Origin of the sequence: Mesorhizobium sp. B2-4-1, assembly GCF_006442185.1 — a bacterium.
In the GTDB taxonomy this organism is placed as follows: Bacteria; Pseudomonadota; Alphaproteobacteria; order Rhizobiales; family Rhizobiaceae; genus Mesorhizobium.
On record NZ_VFVN01000003.1, the window covers coordinates 17,922 to 35,275 of the forward strand.

Below are 17,354 nucleotides of genomic sequence, written 5' to 3' on the forward strand. Positions count from 1 at the left end.
TGTCGCTATCACGCGAACCGCTCCCCCTCCAAAGTTGCACATTCGTCAATATGTTCCCAACCATGCCGTCTTTGACATCATGGCCTGGATGCGGAATGTTAATCGGCGGAAAGCCAACAATGGGAGTTAGTCATGACAATCTACAAGAGTAATGGCGATAGCGTTCCGGATCACATCCTGGCCATGGCCGAAGAGGCCAAGTCGGGTAAGGTCGATCGCCGCGAATTCCTCGCGCTCGCCAGCGTCTTCGGCGCTTCGACGGCCATGGCCTATGGCCTTCTGGGGCTCGCCGCCCCGACGCCGGCCAAGGCCGAGGACGTGCAGGGTAAGAAAGGCGGCGTGCTCAAGGTGGCAATGTCGGTCAAGGATCCCAAGGATCCGCGCACGGCCGACTGGTCGGAAATCTCCAATGCCGAGAGGCAGGCGCTTGAGCCGCTGGTGAAATACACCCACCAGTACACATTCGCGCCCTATCTCCTGGAAAGCTGGGACATCAATGACGACGCCACCGAGTACACGCTGCATGTGCGGCCGGGCGTCGAATGGAACAATGGTGACAAGTTCACCGCCGACGACGTGATCTACAATTTCACCCGCTGGGCCGACAAGGCCGCGGAAGGCAACTCCATGCCGGGCCGTCTCGGCAGCCTCGTCGATGACAAGACCAAGAAATTGCGCGAAGGGTCGGTCATCAAGGTCGACGACATGACCGTCAAGCTGAAGCTCACCAAACCCGATATCGCCATCATCCCCAACCTGACCGATTATCCGGCACTGGTGGTGCACAAGAGCTTCGACGAGAAGGGCGCCAACTTCAAGAACTGCCCGATCGGTACGGGTCCGTTCGAGCTCGTCTCCTACGACGTCGGCCAGAAGGTCGTCTACAAGCGCCGCGAGACCGGCAAGTGGTGGCAGGGCGAAGCCTTCCTCGATGGCGTCGAGTTCATCGATTACGGCACCGATCCGGCCGCAACGGTTTCGGCCTTCGAATCGGGCGAAGTTCAGACCAACCATGAGACGACCGCCGACTACGTCAAGATCATCGCAGACGTCGGCGCGCCGCCTTCCGAGGTCGTGACCGCCGCCACCGTGGTGTCGCGCTTCAACGTCAACGCCAAGCCTTATGGCGACCAGAAAGTGCGTCAGGCGATGTGTCTGGCCGTCGACAACTCGGTGGTGCTGCAGCTCGGCTACGGCAATGCCGGCACGCCGGCCGAGAACCACCATGTCGCGCCGATCCATCCCGAATATGTCGAGCTGCCCAAAATCAAGCGCGACATCGCCAAGGCCAAGCAGATGCTGACGGAAGCCGGCGTGATCGATTTCGAACACGAGCTGATCAGCAACGACGAGGACTACCACAAGAACACCACGGACGCGATCGCGGCCCAACTGCGCGAGGCTGGCATCAAGGTGAAGCGCACCGTGCTGCCGAGCTCGACCTTCTGGAACGACTGGACGAAATATCCGTTCTCGGAAACCAACTGGAACATGCGTCCACTTGGCATCCAGGTCATCGCCATCGCCTACCGCTCGGGTGAAGCCTGGAACGAGACGGCCTACGCCAATCCGGACTTCGACAAGAAGGTCAACGAGGCGCTCGGGATCGCCGACGCGGAGAAGCGCAAGGTGGTGATGAAGGACATCGAGCAGATGCTGCAGGATTCCGGCATCATCATCCAGCCTTACTGGCGCAAGCTCTACATCAACATCAAGCCCGAGGTGAAGAACCACTCGATGCACCCCACCTACGAGCACGACTTCGGCAAGGTCTGGCTCGATCAGGCGTGACCCACAGCCTGTCGGGAGCGGGGCGCCAGCGCCTTTCGCTCCCGCGGCATCGCCGCCGTTGCATTGGATGCAGCGGCGGCGTGACGTCACAAGGTTTTTGATACAGGGTTGAACCTATCTGACCCCAACCCGGCCGGCAGGGGGGTACAATGTTCTCATTCATCGCCAGACGCATCGGCACGATACTGCTCACGATGCTGTGCCTGACGCTGGTCGTCTTCTTCCTCGTCAATCTGGAACCCAACCTGAAGAAGCTGGCGATCAGCCAGACCGAGATGCACACCTCGGCCGAACAGCTGGAAAGCTGGCTGGTCAATCACGGCTACCGGCAGAACTTTTTCGTGCGCTACGGCCAGTGGCTCGGCGTCGTGCCCAAGCAGCCGGTAACCGATCCGGCGACCGGTAAGCCGGCGCAGCGCTTCTCTTTCTGCAATGATCCGGCCGAGCCGAAGTTCTCCGGCGTGCTCCAGGGTGATTTCGGCTGCTCGACCAAATTCAAGACCACGGTGGGGGCCAAGCTATTCCCTGCGCTCGGCGCCACGGGCATCCTGATGTTCTGTGTGCTGGCGGTGATGGTGCCGGTCTCGCTGCTGATCGGCATCCTGGCCGGCATGCGCGAGGGGTCGCGCACCGACCGGGTGCTGTCGGTCGCCTCGATCGCCTCGACGGCGACGCCCGAATATGTATCGGGCGTCATCTTTACCGTCATCTTCGCCTCCTGGCTTGGCTGGCTGAACGGATCCGCCGCATCGGCAAGCCAGGGCATCACCTTCTATAACTTCACGCTGCCGGTGATCACGCTGGCCATCTACGGCATCGGCTACATCGCGCGCATGACGCGTGCCTCGATGGTCGAGGTGATGACGCAGCAATATATCCGCACCGCCCGGCTGAAGGGTCTTTCCTTCAAAAGCGTGGTGGTCAAGCACGCGCTGCGCAACGCTCTGATCGCGCCCTTCACCGTGATCATGCTGCAGTTTCCGTGGCTGCTCACCGGCGTCGTCATCGTCGAGGTGATGTTCCGCTATCAGGGCTTCGGCTACACGCTGGTCGAGGCCGCAGGCAACAACGACATCGACCTTTTGCTCGGCTGCTCGCTGGTCTCGGTGTTCATCGTCCTGATCACGCAGCTCATTTCCGATGCCGGCTACGCGTTCCTCAATCCGCGCATTCGGGTCCAGTAGGGGAGACGGCGCATGCAAGCCCAATATATCGGCGCCTCCACCGTCGTCCTCGAAGTGCTCTGGCGCTTCTGGCCGGTCTGGCTCGCGCTTCTCATCGTCATGGGCGCGAGCTTCCTCTACAAGAAGAAGCTGGCTCTCTACGGCCAACTGTTCGACAGCGGCGTCGGCATAGCGGGGGTGGCCATCTGCCTGTTCTGGCTGTTCACGGCGATCTTCGCCTCGACCATCTCGCCTTTCGATCCGCTCGGCCAGATTCCCATCATGAAGGATACACTGCCCGGAGCCATCGAACCGCAATCGGGCCTCGCTTATCTATTCGGTGGCGACAAGCTCGCCCGCGATGTCTTTTCACGCATGGTCTATGGCAGCCAGATCGTCCTGATCATCGCACCGGCGGCGACCGGCTTCGCGCTCATGGTCGGCATCACGCTCGGCCTGCCGGCCGGCTATTATGGCGGCAAGATCGATACCGTTTTGTCGTTCCTGGCCAATCTCGTGCTGGCCTTCCCGGTTATCCTGCTGTTCTACCTCCTGGTGACGCCGGGCATCATGGACACGCCGATCCCCTACGCGCTGGCCGGCGTTTTCTTCCTGTTCCCGATTATTTTCTTCTGCGTGCTGTTCTGGACGCGCTACAAGAACCGTTCCGACCGGATCTACATCCTGCTCGGACTGACGCTGGTGGTCGGCGGCTGGATCTATGCCGGCCTGGTGTTCGATGCCGACCCGCTGAAGATCGTGCATATCGATCCCAACCAGCTCAACATCTTCGTGGCGGTGGTGTTCGCCTCCAGCCCGGGCGTGTTCCGCATCGTGCGTGGCCTGACCATGGATATCAAGACGCGGGACTATGTGGCGGCGGCCCAGACGCGCGGTGAGTCGCCATGGTACATCATGCTGTGGGAGATCCTGCCCAATGCGCGCGGACCGCTGATCGTCGATGCCTGCCTGCGCATCGGCTACACAACCATCCTGCTCGGCACGCTGGGCTATTTCGGCCTCGGGCTGGCGCCGGAAAGTCCCGACTGGGGCACTGCGATCAAGGATGCCAGCCGGCTGCTGCGTTCCTTCATCCACCCGGCACTGCCGCCGACGATCGCGCTGATGTCGTTCGTGCTGGGGCTAAACCTGCTCGCCGATTCCCTGCGCGAGCAATCGATGAAGGATTGATGGCGGGGTCCTCGACCCTACTTGCCCGGAAGAACCAAGGATTGGAGCGACCCATGAACGAGGCAGTTCGAAATCCGGCCAGGCCGAACAATGGGCCGATCATCGAGATCGAGAACCTGTCGATCTCCTTCTTCACCCGCAAGGGCGAGATACCGGCCGTGATGGATTTTTCCTGCACGGTCATGCCCGGCGAGGCGATGGGCATTGTCGGCGAATCCGGCTGCGGCAAGTCGACCGTGTCGCTCGGCATCATGCGCGACCTCTCCAACATCGGGAAGATTGTCGGCGGCAAGATCAAGTTCCAGGGCAAGGACATGGGCGAGCTCTCCGAGGAGGAGCTGCGCAGCATCCGCGGCAACAAGATCGCCATGATCTACCAGGAGCCGATGGCGAGCCTGAACCCGGCGATGAAGATCGGCCAGCAGTTAATGGAAGTGCCGCTGATCCATGACAAGGTGTCGAAGGAAGAGGCCTATAAACGTGCGCTCGAAATGGTGCGCTCGGTGAAGCTTCCCGATCCGGAACGCATGATGCGCTCCTATCCGCACCAGCTTTCGGGCGGCCAGCAGCAGCGCATCGTCATCGCCATGGCGCTGCTGTCGAAGCCGGCGCTGCTTCTCCTCGACGAGCCGACGACGGCGCTCGACGTAACGGTGGAGGCGGGCATCGTCGAACTGGTCAAGGGGCTGGGCGAGAAGTTCGGCACCTCGATGATCTTCGTGTCGCACAATCTTGGCCTGATCCTGGAGACCTGCGACCGCATCACGGTGATGTATTCGGGCGAGGCCGTCGAGACCGGCAAGATCAAGGACGTGTTCGACCGGATGCGCCATCCCTATACGCAGGGCCTTTTCCGCTCGATTCCACTGCCGGGCGCCGACAAGAACTCGCGGCCGCTGATCTCGATCCCCGGCCAGCTGCCCCTGCCGCATGAAAGGCCGAAGGGCTGTAATTTCGGTCCGCGCTGCCACCATTTCGTCGAGGGCGTCTGCAACGCCGCCGAAATCCCGATGATCGAAGTCGCGGGACATGAAGGTCATTTCTCGCGCTGCGTGCGCTTCAACGAAATCGATTGGGACGCCCTGCCGCCCGGCGCCAAAAAGGTCAATGAGAAGGTCGTGCCTGGCGCACCGGTACTCAAGATCGAGGATCTGAGAAAATACTACAAGGTTGGCGGCAGCGAGGTGTTCGGCTCAAGCGAGGGCCGCGTCGTCAAGGCCAACGAGACGATTTCGTTTACGGCGCGCGAATCCGAAACCGTCGCCATTGTCGGCGAATCCGGGTGCGGAAAATCGACGCTGGCCAAAGTACTGCTCGGGCTCGAGACGGCGAGCTCCGGCAAGGTCACGCTCGCCAACAAGGAAATCCAGTCGACCGGCATCGAGAGCCGCAGCGTCGACACGGTGTCGTCGATCCAGATGGTGTTCCAGAACCCGTTCGATACGCTCAACCCCAGCCATTCGGTCGGCTCGCAGATCATCCGCACACTGGAAAAATTCAACGTCGGCAAGACCGTCGCCGACCGGCGCAAGCGCATGCTGGAATTGCTTGACCTGGTGAAGCTGCCGCGCGCCTTCGAGAGCCGCAAGCCGCGCCAGCTTTCGGGTGGCCAGAAGCAGCGCATCGGCGTGGCGCGCGCCTTTGCCGGCGATGCCAAGGTGGTGGTGGCCGACGAGCCGGTCTCGGCGCTCGACGTGTCGGTGCAGGCGGCGGTGACCGAGCTGCTGATGGACATCCAGCGCAAGAACAAGACGACGATGCTGTTCATCAGCCACGATTTGTCGGTCGTGCGCTATATCGCCGACCGGGTCGTCGTCATGTATCTCGGCTATATCGTCGAGCAAGGTACGACCGACCAGATCTTCGCGCCGCCCTATCATCCCTACACCGAGGCACTGCTTTCGGCGATCCCGATCGCCGACACCAGCGTGGTCAAGAAGCACATCGTGCTGGAGGGCGACATACCCTCGGCAATGAACCCGCCGACAGGCTGTCCATTCCAGACGCGCTGCGGCTACAAGAGACTGGTGCCGGATAATCTCTGCGAAACCAAGGTGCCGCCGGTAAAGAACCTGGGCGGCGGGCACATGAGCCTGTGCTGGCTCTCGGACGACGTTCTGGCGACGATGGAGCCAGTGATCAAGTTCGACAAGCAGCATGCCGACCATGAGGGCGTGCCGGACGACGCGCCGCATGGGGCCGGCCCGGGCTTTGCCGGTCAGCCACCCAACCGACCACATGGCAAGACCGCCAGTGCGGAAGCCAGCGCGGTGGGAGAGGACGCCGAGGAGACAGAAGCCGTGTGGCGAGCCCGCCGCCACGAGGTGCGCGACGAGGTCTCCGAAACAGGTGCACCGGCGACCGATGCCAACGCGACCTCCGCGCCTTTCACGCCGAGAACGCTTGGCGAGGGCCGCCAGGCAGAGAATGCGCGTGTCGCACCAATTAGCGGCCGTGCGGCCAGACCAGGCGCGGCGCGTGATGGCGCGGCCGACAGGAACCGACCCGCCGGCATCTCCAAGCCTGCCAAGCCGGACGACTTGAAATTGATATCCGGCGTGGGTCCGAAGACGGAAGCCATCCTCAATGGCCTCGGTATCTTCACCTACGCTCAAATTGCCTCGTGGAAGAAGGCCGAACGGGAGTGGGTCGACGACCATTTGAGATTCCAGGGCCGCATCGAGCGCGAGGACTGGGTCAAGCAGGCGAAGGCGCTCGCCAAGGGCGGCGAGGCGGAATACATCAAGGTGTTCGGCAGGAAGCCGCGCTGACAGATGCTGTCGTTGTAGCGGGAGCCCTTTAGCTGCCGCACTGCCTTAGCTGTTCGGCATAGTCGCGGGCCATCTTGTCGGTGGCCCGGGCATAGCTCTGGACGCCGGAATCGCCACGATTGCCGCGGCCATAGGCGGTCCAGCCGAGATAATAGGCAAGGTAGAGATTGTAGGTGTCGTTGCGGGCGACGCCGTAGGTATCCGCTGTCTTGGAATGGTACCAGCCGACGAAATCGACGGCGTCGGAGAATTTGGTCCGGCGGGCCGCCCAGTTGCCCGTTTCGCTCTGATATTGCGACCAGGTCCCGTCCAGCGCCTGCGAGAAGCCGGTGGCCGACGAGACGTGCTTCCAGGGGATGAAACCGAGCAGTTTGGTGCGCGGCGGCCGGGCGTTGCTCTTGAATCCCGATTCCTTGCGCACGGTCGCCATCAGCACGGGGACGGGCACGCCGTATTTCTGCTCGGCGCGTTCGGCGGCCGACTGCCAATTGTCGAACCAGCCGTCATTCTGGTCGAAGACGGCGCAGACATTGTTGATGTGGCTGGGGGCCGTCGCACAGGCCGAAAGTGCCAGCAGCATACCAACCGCTACAATTTTACTAAAACTCGACCTACGCATCGGCAGAGCAATAGGCTCAAATCATAAAGGGAATCTTGCTGCCCTCGTTAACGGGCCGCCGAGGCGGGCGCTTCAGAAAAATGCCATATTGATCACCCGACATATCTTGTCGCTTTTCATAAATCGATGTTTCGAAAATGCCGCCTCGGTTAAAATCGCGCCCGCAAACGGCGTATTTCTGACAGCTGGCGCGGTTTGTCGAGGCTTTGATGCCTGGCATGAACGAACCAAGACGCAAGCGCGGCGCCGAGCGCACCAGCAACCGGGGACCAGGGCCTATCCCGCAGCTGCCGGCGAGGCGGGTGACCAATCCTTATCCGCCGATGGCCTTGCTGTCGCCCGACCAGATCGAGGCGATCCACCAGGCGTCGATGCACATATTGGAGAATTTCGGCATCGAGGTGATGAGCCCGCGGGCGCTCTCGCTGTTCGAGCAGGCCGGTGCCAGCGTGGACCACGCGTCGGCGAACGTGCGCATTGACCGCGGCATGGTCGACGAGGCGCTGAAGACGACGCGGTCCAATTATTCCCTTACACCGCGCAATCCGGCCAACGCCGTTCATCTCGGCGGCAACACAATCAATTTCACGCTCGTTGCGGGGCCGCCCAATGTGCACGACATGGCGCGGGGCCGCCGCCCCGGCAATTTGCGCGACTATGCGGACCTGACCCGGCTGGCGCAGCATTTCAACTGCGTGCACATGCTCGGCAACCAGGTCTGCGCGCCGGTCGAATTGCCGGCCAATTCGCGCCATCTCGACACCTATTTCACCAATCTGACGCTGACCGACAAAAGCTTCCATGTCTCGGCGATCGGCCGGGGCAGGGCGCTGGACGGGATCGAGATGATGGCGATCGCGCGCGGGCTGACGCTGGACCAGTTGCGCGACGATCCCGGCATCGCCACCATCATCTCGGTCAACTCGCCGCGCCGTTTCGACGAGATGATGGCCGAGGGGCTGATGACGATGGCCGAATTCGGCCAGTCTGTGGCAGTGACGCCGTTCACGCTGATGGGCGCGATGAGCCCGGTGACGCTGGCGGGTGCGCTCGCGCAGCAGAATGCGGAAGCACTGTTCGGCGTAGTCCTGACGCAACTTGTGCGTCCGGGCGCGCCGGTCATGTATGGCGCCTTTACCTCCAATGTCGACATGAAGTCGGGCGCGCCGGCCTTCGGCACGCCTGAAAACACCAAGGCCAACATCGCGTCGGGGCAATTGGCACGGCGTTACGGGCTGCCCTACCGAACAACGCCGGGCTCGGCCTCCAACGCCGCCGATGCGCAAGGCGCTTACGAGACGTTGATGGCGCTGTGGGGCGCTGTGCTCGGCCACGGCAACCTCGTCTATCACGCCGCCGGCTGGCAGGAGGGCGGGCTGACGGCGTCGTTCGAGAAATTCATCATCGACGTCGAAATGATCCAACACATGATGGAGTTTTTGCGCCCGATCGTGGTCGACGAGGCCGAGCTTGCCGTCGAGGCGCTGGGCGCGGTGCCGACCGGCGGCCATTTCTTCGGCGAGCCGCACACGCTGGAACGTTATGCGACGGCCTTCTATCAGCCGATGCTTTCGAACTGGCAGAATTTTGAAGCCTGGCAGGAAGCCGGCGGCCTCGACGCAACCGCGCGCGCCACGCGGTTGTGGAAGAAGGCGCTCGAAGACTATGTCGAGCCGCCGATGGACGTCACCGTGCGCGAAGCGCTGGAGGCCTACGTGACCAAGCGCAAGGAAGCGATTGGGGCGGGCGAGCCGTGATGCGCCACGAACGTCCCGTTTTGAATCATCTAGCCCATCCAACTCACTGATATCAGAGAAGAACCCATGAAATCGCATGCAAAGGTCGTGGTCATTGGCGGCGGGGTTGTCGGGTGTTCCGTGCTGTTCCATCTCGCCCGCCATGGCTGGACCGACGTCGTGCTTCTGGAGCGAGACGAGCTGACTTCAGGCTCGACGTGGCACGCGGCCGGCGGCATGCACACGATCAATGGCGATCCCAACGTCGCCAAGCTGCAGAAATACACGATCAACCTCTACAAGGAGATCGAGGAGCTTTCCGGCCAGGCGACCGGCGTGCATCTGACCGGCGGCGTGCTGCTGGCGGCGACCGAGGCACGGCTCGACTGGCTGCGTGGCGTCGTCGCCAAGGGTCGCTATCTCGGCATCGATCTCGAAGAAATCTCGCCGAAAGAAGCGGCCGAACTGATGCCTCTGCTCGACCCCAAGCAGTTCGTCGGCGCTGTCCGCAACAAGGAGGACGGCCATCTCGATCCCTCCGGCGTCACCCATGCCTATGCCAAGGCTGCGCGTAAGCTGGGCGCCGAGGTCGAGCGCTTCACCAAGGTCGAGGACATCGTGCGGCGTCCCGACGGGCTGTGGCGCGTCATCACCAACAAGGGCGAGGTCGTGGCCGAGCATGTCGTCAACGCCGGTGGCCTTTGGGCGCGCGAGGTCGGCCGCATGGTCGGGCTCGAACTGCCGGTGCTGGCCATGGAGCACATGTATCTGATCACCGAGGACATGCCGGAGGTCGCCGCCTGGAACGCCAAGACCGGCACCGAGATCATCCACGCCGTCGATTTCGACGGCGAGCTCTATTTGCGCCAGGAGCGCGGCGGCATGCTGATGGGCACCTATGAGAAGGCCAACAAGGCATGGTCCGAGCACCAGACGCCGTGGAATTTCGGCCATGAATTGCTGGAGCCGGACATCGACCGCATCGCGCCGTCGCTGGAAGTCGGCTTCCGGCATTTCCCGGCCTTTCAGAACACCGGCATCAAGCAGATCATCAACGGACCCTTCACCTTCGCGCCTGACGGCAACCCGCTGGTCGGGCCGGTGCGCGGTTTGCCGGGCTTCTGGGTGGCCTGCGGCGTCATGGCCGGTTTCAGCCAGGGCGGCGGCGTTGGGCTCGCGCTGTCCAACTGGATGATCGAGGGCGATCCCGGCGCCGACATCTGGGCCATGGACGTGTCGCGCTATGGCGACTGGGCGACGATGGCCTACACCAACGCTAAGGTGCGCGAGAACTATTCCAGGCGCTTTTCGATACGCTTCCCCAATGAGGAATTGCCCGCCGGACGGCCGCTGAAGACCACGCCGGTCTATGACCTGCTGTCGGCCAAGGGCGCGCAATGGGGCGTGTCCTATGGGCTGGAAGTGCCGCTCTGGTACGCGCCCGAAGGCGTCAAGGACGAGTTCTCGTGGCGTCGCTCGAGCGATTTCGCGCATGTCGGCAGGGAGGTTGCAAACGTTCGCGGGGGCGTCGGCATCGCCGAGATTTCGAATTTCGCCAAATACGGCGTGACAGGCGAGGGGGCTGCTGCATGGCTCGACCGGCTGCTCGCCTGCAAGCTGCCGAGGCCAGGCCGCATGACGCTGGCGCCTATGCTGAAGGAGGACGGCAAGCTCATCGGCGATTTCACGCTGGCCAATCTCGGCGGCGAGGAGTGGTTCATCGCCGGTTCCGGCATTGCCGAGCAGTACCATATGCGCTGGTTCGAAAAGCATCTGCCCGCGGATGGTTCTGTCCGCATCGAGGCTTCGGGCGCGAAACTCACCGGCCTTGCCGTCGCCGGGCCGAAGGCGCGGGACGTGCTGGCCAAGGTTACGCGGACGGACGTCTCGAACGCCGCCTTTCCCTTCATCGCCATCGGCAAGATGGATATCGGCATGGCGCCGTGCCTGGTAGGCCGCGTCAGCTACACCGGTGATCTCGGCTATGAAATCTGGGTGGCGCCGGAATATCAGCGCGCGGCGTTCCAGGCGCTGATGGCGGCGGGCGAGGAGTTCGGCATTGGCCTGTTCGGCTCCCGTGCGCTGAACGCACTGCGGCTGGAAAAGAACTATGGCTCGTGGGCGCGCGAATACCGGCCGATCTACGGACCGCTGGAGGCAGGGCTCGATCGCTTTGTCGCCTATGGCAAGGAAGCCGATTTCATAGGCAAGACCGCGGCGTTGGCAGAGCGCAAGCAGGGCGGCAGGCTCAGGCTGCGCGCCTTCATCGTCGAGGCTGCCGACGCCGATGTCATCGGCGACGAGCCGATCTGGTTCGGCGGCACGGTGCGTGGCTGGGTGACGTCAGGCGGCTATGCGCATCATTCAAGGAAATCGGTGGCCATGGGCTACGTGCCGAAGGAGATCGCCGAGGAGAGCGAAGGCTTCGAGATCGAAATCCTCGGCAAGCGCCATGCCGCACGCATGCAGCCGGTGCCGCTGTTCGACGCCAATTTGGAGCGGATGCGGGCGTGAAAAATCCGCATCCGGCTCGCATCAGGCAGCGCGGCGATTGTCGAGCGCAAAGGCGCCAGGGCCGGCGAAGAACAGATAGAGGAAGATGAAGCAGAACGAGATCGCCAAATCGCCGCCATTGTTGACCGGGAAGAAGCCGCGCGGCATGTGCGCCATGAAATAGGCGATCGCCATCTCGCCCGCCAGAAGGAAGGCGACTGGGCGGGTAAACAGCCCCAGCGCGAGCAGGATGCCGCCGGCGAACTCGAGAATGCCGGCTGTCAGCGTCAACCCGCTGAGGGCGTGGGGTTCGGCGCTTGCCGGGAAATTGAACAGCTTCTGGCTGCCATGCTCGATGAATTGCAGCGCGGTTATGATGCGCAGAACGCCGAGCGCCTGTGGCTGGTATCGGGCCAAGCCTTCAAAAAGCGCCATCTGAAACTCCGTTTTCACCCCCCAGGTCCGGCCTAGATTATCGCCCCGAGATGGACCATTCACTTCCCGCTACCGGACATCAACAATCGGTGATGCGAGATGTTCCGCAACGCGTCGATATTTTCTCCCTAAGGTTGCATTATTATCCCTCTGGTTGTATCGATCTGTAGATAGTTGAAATCGTTTGGGGGTCTCTCGCTATGAAAAAAGTCGTCATCAGCTTTTTCGCAATCCTTGCCGGTACCAGCTTCGCGATGGCCGAGGATGCCGGCTGCGAGGCTTTCAAATGGCCGGTAACGCGCGAGCAGGCGCTGTTCGCCGCGCCTCCTTCTGCTGCGTCGGGGACGACGCTGGCGGTCGGCGCTGCCGCCGATCTGGTTCTGGTGCCGGCCGAGACAGCGGAATTCGCCCTCCCGCCGGAACGTGCCCCGGCGCCTGGCACGTTCGGCGCTGTCGCCAGCATGGTTGTGCCGCCGGAAGGGGGCATCCAGATAAGCCTGTCGGGCGAAGCCTGGATCGATGTCATTCAAGACGGCCATACCGTGAAATTGGCCGGCTACAGCGGGGTCAAGACCTGTCCGGACATTCGCAAAAGCGTTCGGTTCAAGCTTGCGCCCGGCCCGGCCACCGTCCAGTTCAGCGGTGCAAAAAAGGCAGGCCTGAAAGTCGCGGTGCTGACGCCGGAATAGCTCGGCGCCAAGCGAGGACACGGCCCTCAATCTTACGATCAAAGGCCGTCCTCCTGTGCGACGTTGAGCCCCTTACCGTCCGGGCGCCATCAAGGCGAAATGGGCGCCTTGCGGATCCTGGCACTGCACGATCCAGCTGCCGCCGGGGACCTCCATCGGGCCCATTAGGATCTTGCCGCCATTGTCGGTCACCTGTTTTGCCGCCGCGTCGATGGCGGTTACGTTGAAATAGAACTGCCAGACCGGCACCGGGATCTGTTCGGGTTTGTTCATGATGCCGCCACCGGATTCGGGGCCGGCCGCGAAGGTTTGATAGGTTCCCATCGGCCCCATGTCGAAATCGCCGGCATTGGTCCATCCGAACTGGCTGGAATAGAAGTCGAACGCGGCCTTCCAGTCGGTTGTGTAAAGCTCGTGCCAGCCGATATGGCCCGGCGTGCTGGCCGGCACGACCGGCTGGTCGGGCCCGTTCGGCTGCAGGAACATGAAGGTCGCGCCTTGCGGATCGGCGACGACGGCGAAGCGGCCGACGCCCGGAATGTCGTCGGGCTGGCGATGAACGGCGCCGCCGGCCTTCTGCAGCGACGCCGCGGCAGCATCGACATCCCTGGTGTGGATGTAGCCAAGCCAGGCGGGAGGCATGCCCATCTTGGCGGCATCCTCAGGCATCGTCATCAGCCCGCCGACGCCACGCTCGCCGACATTCATGACGATGTAGCGCGGCATGCCGGGAGCCTTGTCGAAGGCTTGCGCGGTCCAGCCGACCACCTTGGTATAGAACGCCTCGGCGGCGTCGAGGTCTGATGTCATCAATTCGTACCAGAAGAAGGGCATTGGGGATTTCGGCATCGTCGGTCTCCTCACCTTTTGCGTCGATCGTCCTTCGATCCATCATAGGACGATCTTCGAGACGGAAATCCGACAGCGGAGGAAAAATTGCGGCTCGACAGGCATGCCATGATTACGGCCTGCCGCTTAGCGGACCGTCCTTCCTCGAAGGTTCGACATTCGCGCATTACGATATTAAACGTGAACTAAATTATCATGTTTTATTCGAGCCTTTTCAGAGGCTTATGTAGAAAATTGACCAATTGATAAAAAAATAAAACGTGCTAGCCTTCCCTAAAACGAAAACAAGGGGAACTGACGATGGCAGAAGGCCAGTTCAGGGAAGGCATTGCAGGCGGCCGGCTGCCTGCCGATCAGTATGCGGACAATTTTTCCGACCTGCATCCGCCGCTCGACCACCACGAGGCGCTGGTCGAAGCCGACCGCTGCTATTTCTGCTACGACGCGCCGTGCATGAACGCATGCCCGACCTCGATCGACATTCCACTGTTCATCCGCCAGATCTCCACGGGCAATCCGATCGGCTCGGCCAAGACCATTTTCGACCAGAACATTCTGGGCGGCATGTGCGCCCGCGTGTGCCCGACCGAAACGCTGTGCGAGGAGGTCTGCGTGCGCGAAGTGGCGGAAGGCAAGCCGGTGCAGATCGGTCGGCTGCAGCGCTATGCCACCGATATCGCGATGAGCGAGAACAGGCAATTTTATCCACGTGCCGCACCGACAGGCAAGGCGGTCGCCGTGGTGGGCGCCGGGCCGGCCGGCCTTGCCGCCGCACATCGGCTCGCCCGCCATGGCCACGACGTCACAATCCTGGAAGCGCGCGCGAAGGCGGGCGGGCTCAACGAATACGGCATCGCCGCTTATAAGAGCGTCGACAATTTCGCCCAAGCCGAGGTCGAGTACGTCACCTCGATTGGCGGGATTGATATCCAGAACGGTAAGGCGCTCGGCCGCGACTATCAGCTCTCCGACCTGATCCGCAATTATGACGCGGTGTTTCTGGGCATGGGGCTCGGCGGCGTCAATGCGCTGCGCGCCGATGGCGAGGCCGCCGTGGGCGTCACCAACGCCGTCGAGTTCATCTCCGAGCTGCGCCAAGCCAGCGATCTCTCCGGCCTGCCGGTCGGCCGCCGCGTCGTCGTCATCGGCGGCGGCATGACGGCGATCGATGCCGCGGTGCAGTCGAAGCTGCTTGGCGCCGAGGAGGTGACGATCTGCTACCGGCGCGGCCAGGAACATATGAATGCTTCCGAATTCGAGCAGGACCTGGCGGCCGCCAACGGCGTCGTCATCCGACACTGGCTACAGCCGAAGCGGGTGATTGCCGAAGGCGGCAAGGTCAATGCCATCGAGCTTGAATACACCGCCATGAACGGCGACAGTCTTGCCGGCACCGGCGAGACGCTGACCCTCGTTGCCGACCAGGTGTTCAAGGCGATCGGACAGAGTTTCGTCCCCGCTGCGCTCAACGGCAGCGGTGCTGCGATCGAGCTCGAGGCCGGGCGCATCAAGGTCGATGCGGAAGGGCGCACCTCGCTGGCCAAGGTCTGGGCCGGCGGCGACTGCATATTCGGTGGCGACGACCTGACCGTCTCGGCCGTGGCGCAAGGGCGTGATGCGGCGGAATCCATTCACCGGGCACTGACCTCGAACGGGAGGGCATGAGCATGGCAGATATCAGGAATAATTTCGTCGGCATCAAATCGCCCAATCCGTTCTGGCTGGCCTCGGCGCCGCCGACCGACAAGGCCTACAATGTCGTGCGCGCCTTCAAGGCCGGTTGGGGCGGTGTCGTCTGGAAGACGCTGGGCGAAGAGGGCCCGCCGGTGGTCAACGTCAATGGCCCACGCTACGGCGCGATCTGGGGCGCCGACCGCCGTCTGCTCGGCCTCAACAACATCGAGCTGATCACCGACCGCGACTTGCAGACCAATCTGCGTGAGATGAAGCAGGTCAAGATGGAGTGGCCCGACCGGGCGCTGATCGCCTCGATCATGGTGCCTTGCGTCGAGGAAAGCTGGAAGGCGATCCTGCCGCTTGTCGAGGAAACCGGCGCCGACGGCATCGAGCTCAATTTCGGCTGCCCGCACGGCATGTCGGAGCGCGGCATGGGCGCCGCCGTCGGCCAGGTGCCGGAATATATCGAAATGGTTGTGCGCTGGTGCAAGCAGTACACGCGCATGCCCGTCATCACCAAGCTGACGCCCAACGTCACCGATATCCGCAAGCCGGCGCGAGCAGCACATGCCGGCGGCACCGACGCGGTGTCGCTGATCAACACCATCAACTCGATCACCGGCGTCGATCTCGACAGCTTCGCGCCTATGCCGACCATCGACGGCAAGGGCTCGCATGGCGGTTATTGCGGCCCTGCGGTGAAGCCGATCGCCATGAACATGGTGGCCGAGATCGCGCGCGACCCCGAAACGCAGGGGCTGCCGATCTCCGGCATTGGCGGTATCACCACCTGGCGCGACGCTGCCGAGTTCATGGCGCTCGGCGCCGGAAACGTGCAGGTGTGCACGGCCGCGATGACCTACGGTTTCAAGATCGTGCAGGAGATGATCGCCGGTCTCGAAAACTGGATGGACGAGAAGGGCCATCGCTCGCTCGACGACATCATCGGCCGTGCCACGCCCAATGTCACGGACTGGCAGTATCTCAACCTCAACTATGTCGCCAAGGCGCATATCGACCAGGATGCCTGCATCAAATGCGGCCGCTGCCACATCGCCTGCGAGGACACCTCGCATCAGGCGATCACCAGCATGGTCGACGGCGTCAGGCATTTCGAGGTGATCGAGGCCGAATGCGTCGGCTGCAATCTTTGCGTCAATGTCTGCCCGGTTGACAACTGCATCACCATGGAGCCGCTGGCCGCCGGGGTGATGGACCAGCGCACCGGCATGCCTGTGTCGCCGGTCTACGCCAACTGGACCACGCACCCGAACAACCCAATGGCCAAGGTGGCGGCGGAGTAGGGCGGAACAATCAAGGAAAAAGCGGCGTCCTCGGGCGCCGTTTTCATTTTGCTATTGCAGATACAAAATATCCAGGATATAAGTTATCCATGTATTGGAGATTGGTATCATGAAACTCGGCGATGGCGTCGAAGCGGCCATCCACTGCGCGGCGACGCTGGCTGGCGTCGATGGCGACAGCACCATGCCAGGTGCGGCCCTGGCGGAGGCGTTTGGCCTGTCGCCGAGCTATCTCCTGAAACATCTCAACATGCTCACCGCTGCGCGCATCCTGGAATCCGTTCCTGGGCCGGCGGGCGGCTACCGGTTGGCGAAACCGGCCGAACGCATCACGCTGCTGGACATCGTGCTGGCGGTCGAAGGGCGCGAGCCGGCTTTCCGATGCGGCGAAATCCGCCAGCGCGGCCCGACGAAACTTGATGCATCGGCCTATGTCAGGCCGTGCGGCATCAATGCTGCGATGCTGAAGGCGGAGCGCGCCTATCGCGCGGCGCTGGCCGAGGTCAGGCTGTCCGACATCGTGTCGGACTTCATGAAAGGCGCCGATCCGCGGTCGGTCGCGGCAAGCTGCGCTTTCACCGAGCGCCACCAGCGGCAGCAGAAATCCAGTTCAACCAAGCAAGCATGAAAGGAAAG

At 62.5% G+C, this 17,354-nt stretch carries 12 protein-coding genes and 1 pseudogene; 10 read left to right on the forward strand and 3 right to left on the reverse strand.

Going from position 1 to position 17,354, the window contains the following annotated elements; all coding sequences use genetic code 11:
- Positions 1-132: 132 nt before the first annotated feature.
- The 4 genes and pseudogenes from FJ949_RS08425 to FJ949_RS08440 form a co-directional block, all read left to right on the forward strand.
- Positions 133-1,791, forward strand: a complete 1,659-nt coding sequence (locus tag FJ949_RS08425) for an ABC transporter substrate-binding protein (protein WP_140495085.1) — start codon at positions 133-135, stop codon at positions 1,789-1,791.
- A gap of 149 nt (positions 1,792-1,940) precedes the next feature.
- Positions 1,941-2,975 (forward strand): ABC transporter permease, encoded by a 1,035-nt coding sequence (locus FJ949_RS08430; RefSeq protein WP_140495087.1) that lies wholly within the window; start codon positions 1,941-1,943, stop codon positions 2,973-2,975.
- Between the two features lie 12 nt (positions 2,976-2,987).
- Complete coding sequence (locus FJ949_RS08435) at positions 2,988-4,145, forward strand: ABC transporter permease (RefSeq protein WP_140495091.1); 1,158 nt, start codon at positions 2,988-2,990, stop codon at positions 4,143-4,145.
- Between the two features lie 53 nt (positions 4,146-4,198).
- Positions 4,199-6,400: pseudogene (locus FJ949_RS08440) on the forward strand (ABC transporter ATP-binding protein); the annotation flags it as partial.
- 544 nt (positions 6,401-6,944) lie between these two features.
- Here the strand turns inward: FJ949_RS08440 and FJ949_RS08445 are convergent.
- Positions 6,945-7,535: a transglycosylase SLT domain-containing protein gene (locus tag FJ949_RS08445; protein ID WP_140495095.1), complete on the reverse strand. Its 591-nt coding sequence runs from the start codon at positions 7,533-7,535 to the stop codon at positions 6,945-6,947.
- Between the two features lie 218 nt (positions 7,536-7,753).
- Between FJ949_RS08445 and FJ949_RS08450 the strand changes: the two genes are divergently transcribed.
- Entirely contained in the window at positions 7,754-9,292 is a 1,539-nt protein-coding gene (locus FJ949_RS08450; protein ID WP_140495097.1) for a trimethylamine methyltransferase family protein, read from the forward strand.
- Between the two features lie 66 nt (positions 9,293-9,358).
- Positions 9,359-11,785: an FAD-dependent oxidoreductase gene (locus tag FJ949_RS08455; protein WP_140495099.1), complete on the forward strand. Its 2,427-nt coding sequence runs from the start codon at positions 9,359-9,361 to the stop codon at positions 11,783-11,785.
- A 21-nt stretch (positions 11,786-11,806) separates the two neighbouring features.
- On the opposite strand, the gene FJ949_RS08460 is transcribed toward FJ949_RS08455, so the two are convergent.
- Positions 11,807-12,199 (reverse strand): DoxX family protein, encoded by a 393-nt coding sequence (locus FJ949_RS08460; protein ID WP_140495101.1) that lies wholly within the window; start codon positions 12,197-12,199, stop codon positions 11,807-11,809.
- A 200-nt stretch (positions 12,200-12,399) separates the two neighbouring features.
- Here FJ949_RS08460 and FJ949_RS08465 point away from each other — a divergent pair, with 200 nt between their 5' ends.
- On the forward strand, positions 12,400-12,888 hold the full coding sequence (locus FJ949_RS08465; RefSeq protein ID WP_140495103.1) for a hypothetical protein: 489 nt from the start codon (positions 12,400-12,402) through the stop codon (positions 12,886-12,888).
- Between the two features lie 72 nt (positions 12,889-12,960).
- Here FJ949_RS08465 and FJ949_RS08470 read toward each other — a convergent pair whose 3' ends face one another.
- Positions 12,961-13,737 (reverse strand): VOC family protein, encoded by a 777-nt coding sequence (locus FJ949_RS08470; RefSeq protein WP_140495105.1) that lies wholly within the window; start codon positions 13,735-13,737, stop codon positions 12,961-12,963.
- 300 nt (positions 13,738-14,037) lie between these two features.
- On the opposite strand from FJ949_RS08470, the gene FJ949_RS08475 reads away from it, so the two are divergent.
- From FJ949_RS08475 to FJ949_RS08485, 3 genes are all read left to right on the forward strand, one after another.
- Entirely contained in the window at positions 14,038-15,402 is a 1,365-nt protein-coding gene (locus tag FJ949_RS08475) for an NAD(P)-dependent oxidoreductase (RefSeq protein ID WP_140495107.1), read from the forward strand.
- Between the two features lie 2 nt (positions 15,403-15,404).
- The gene (gene preA, locus FJ949_RS08480; RefSeq protein WP_140495109.1) at positions 15,405-16,718 is read left to right on the forward strand and encodes an NAD-dependent dihydropyrimidine dehydrogenase subunit PreA; all 1,314 of its coding nucleotides are present in this window, start codon (positions 15,405-15,407) and stop codon (positions 16,716-16,718) included.
- Between the two features lie 109 nt (positions 16,719-16,827).
- Positions 16,828-17,346 (forward strand): Rrf2 family transcriptional regulator, encoded by a 519-nt coding sequence (locus FJ949_RS08485; RefSeq protein ID WP_140495111.1) that lies wholly within the window; start codon positions 16,828-16,830, stop codon positions 17,344-17,346.
- Positions 17,347-17,354 lie beyond the last annotated feature (8 nt).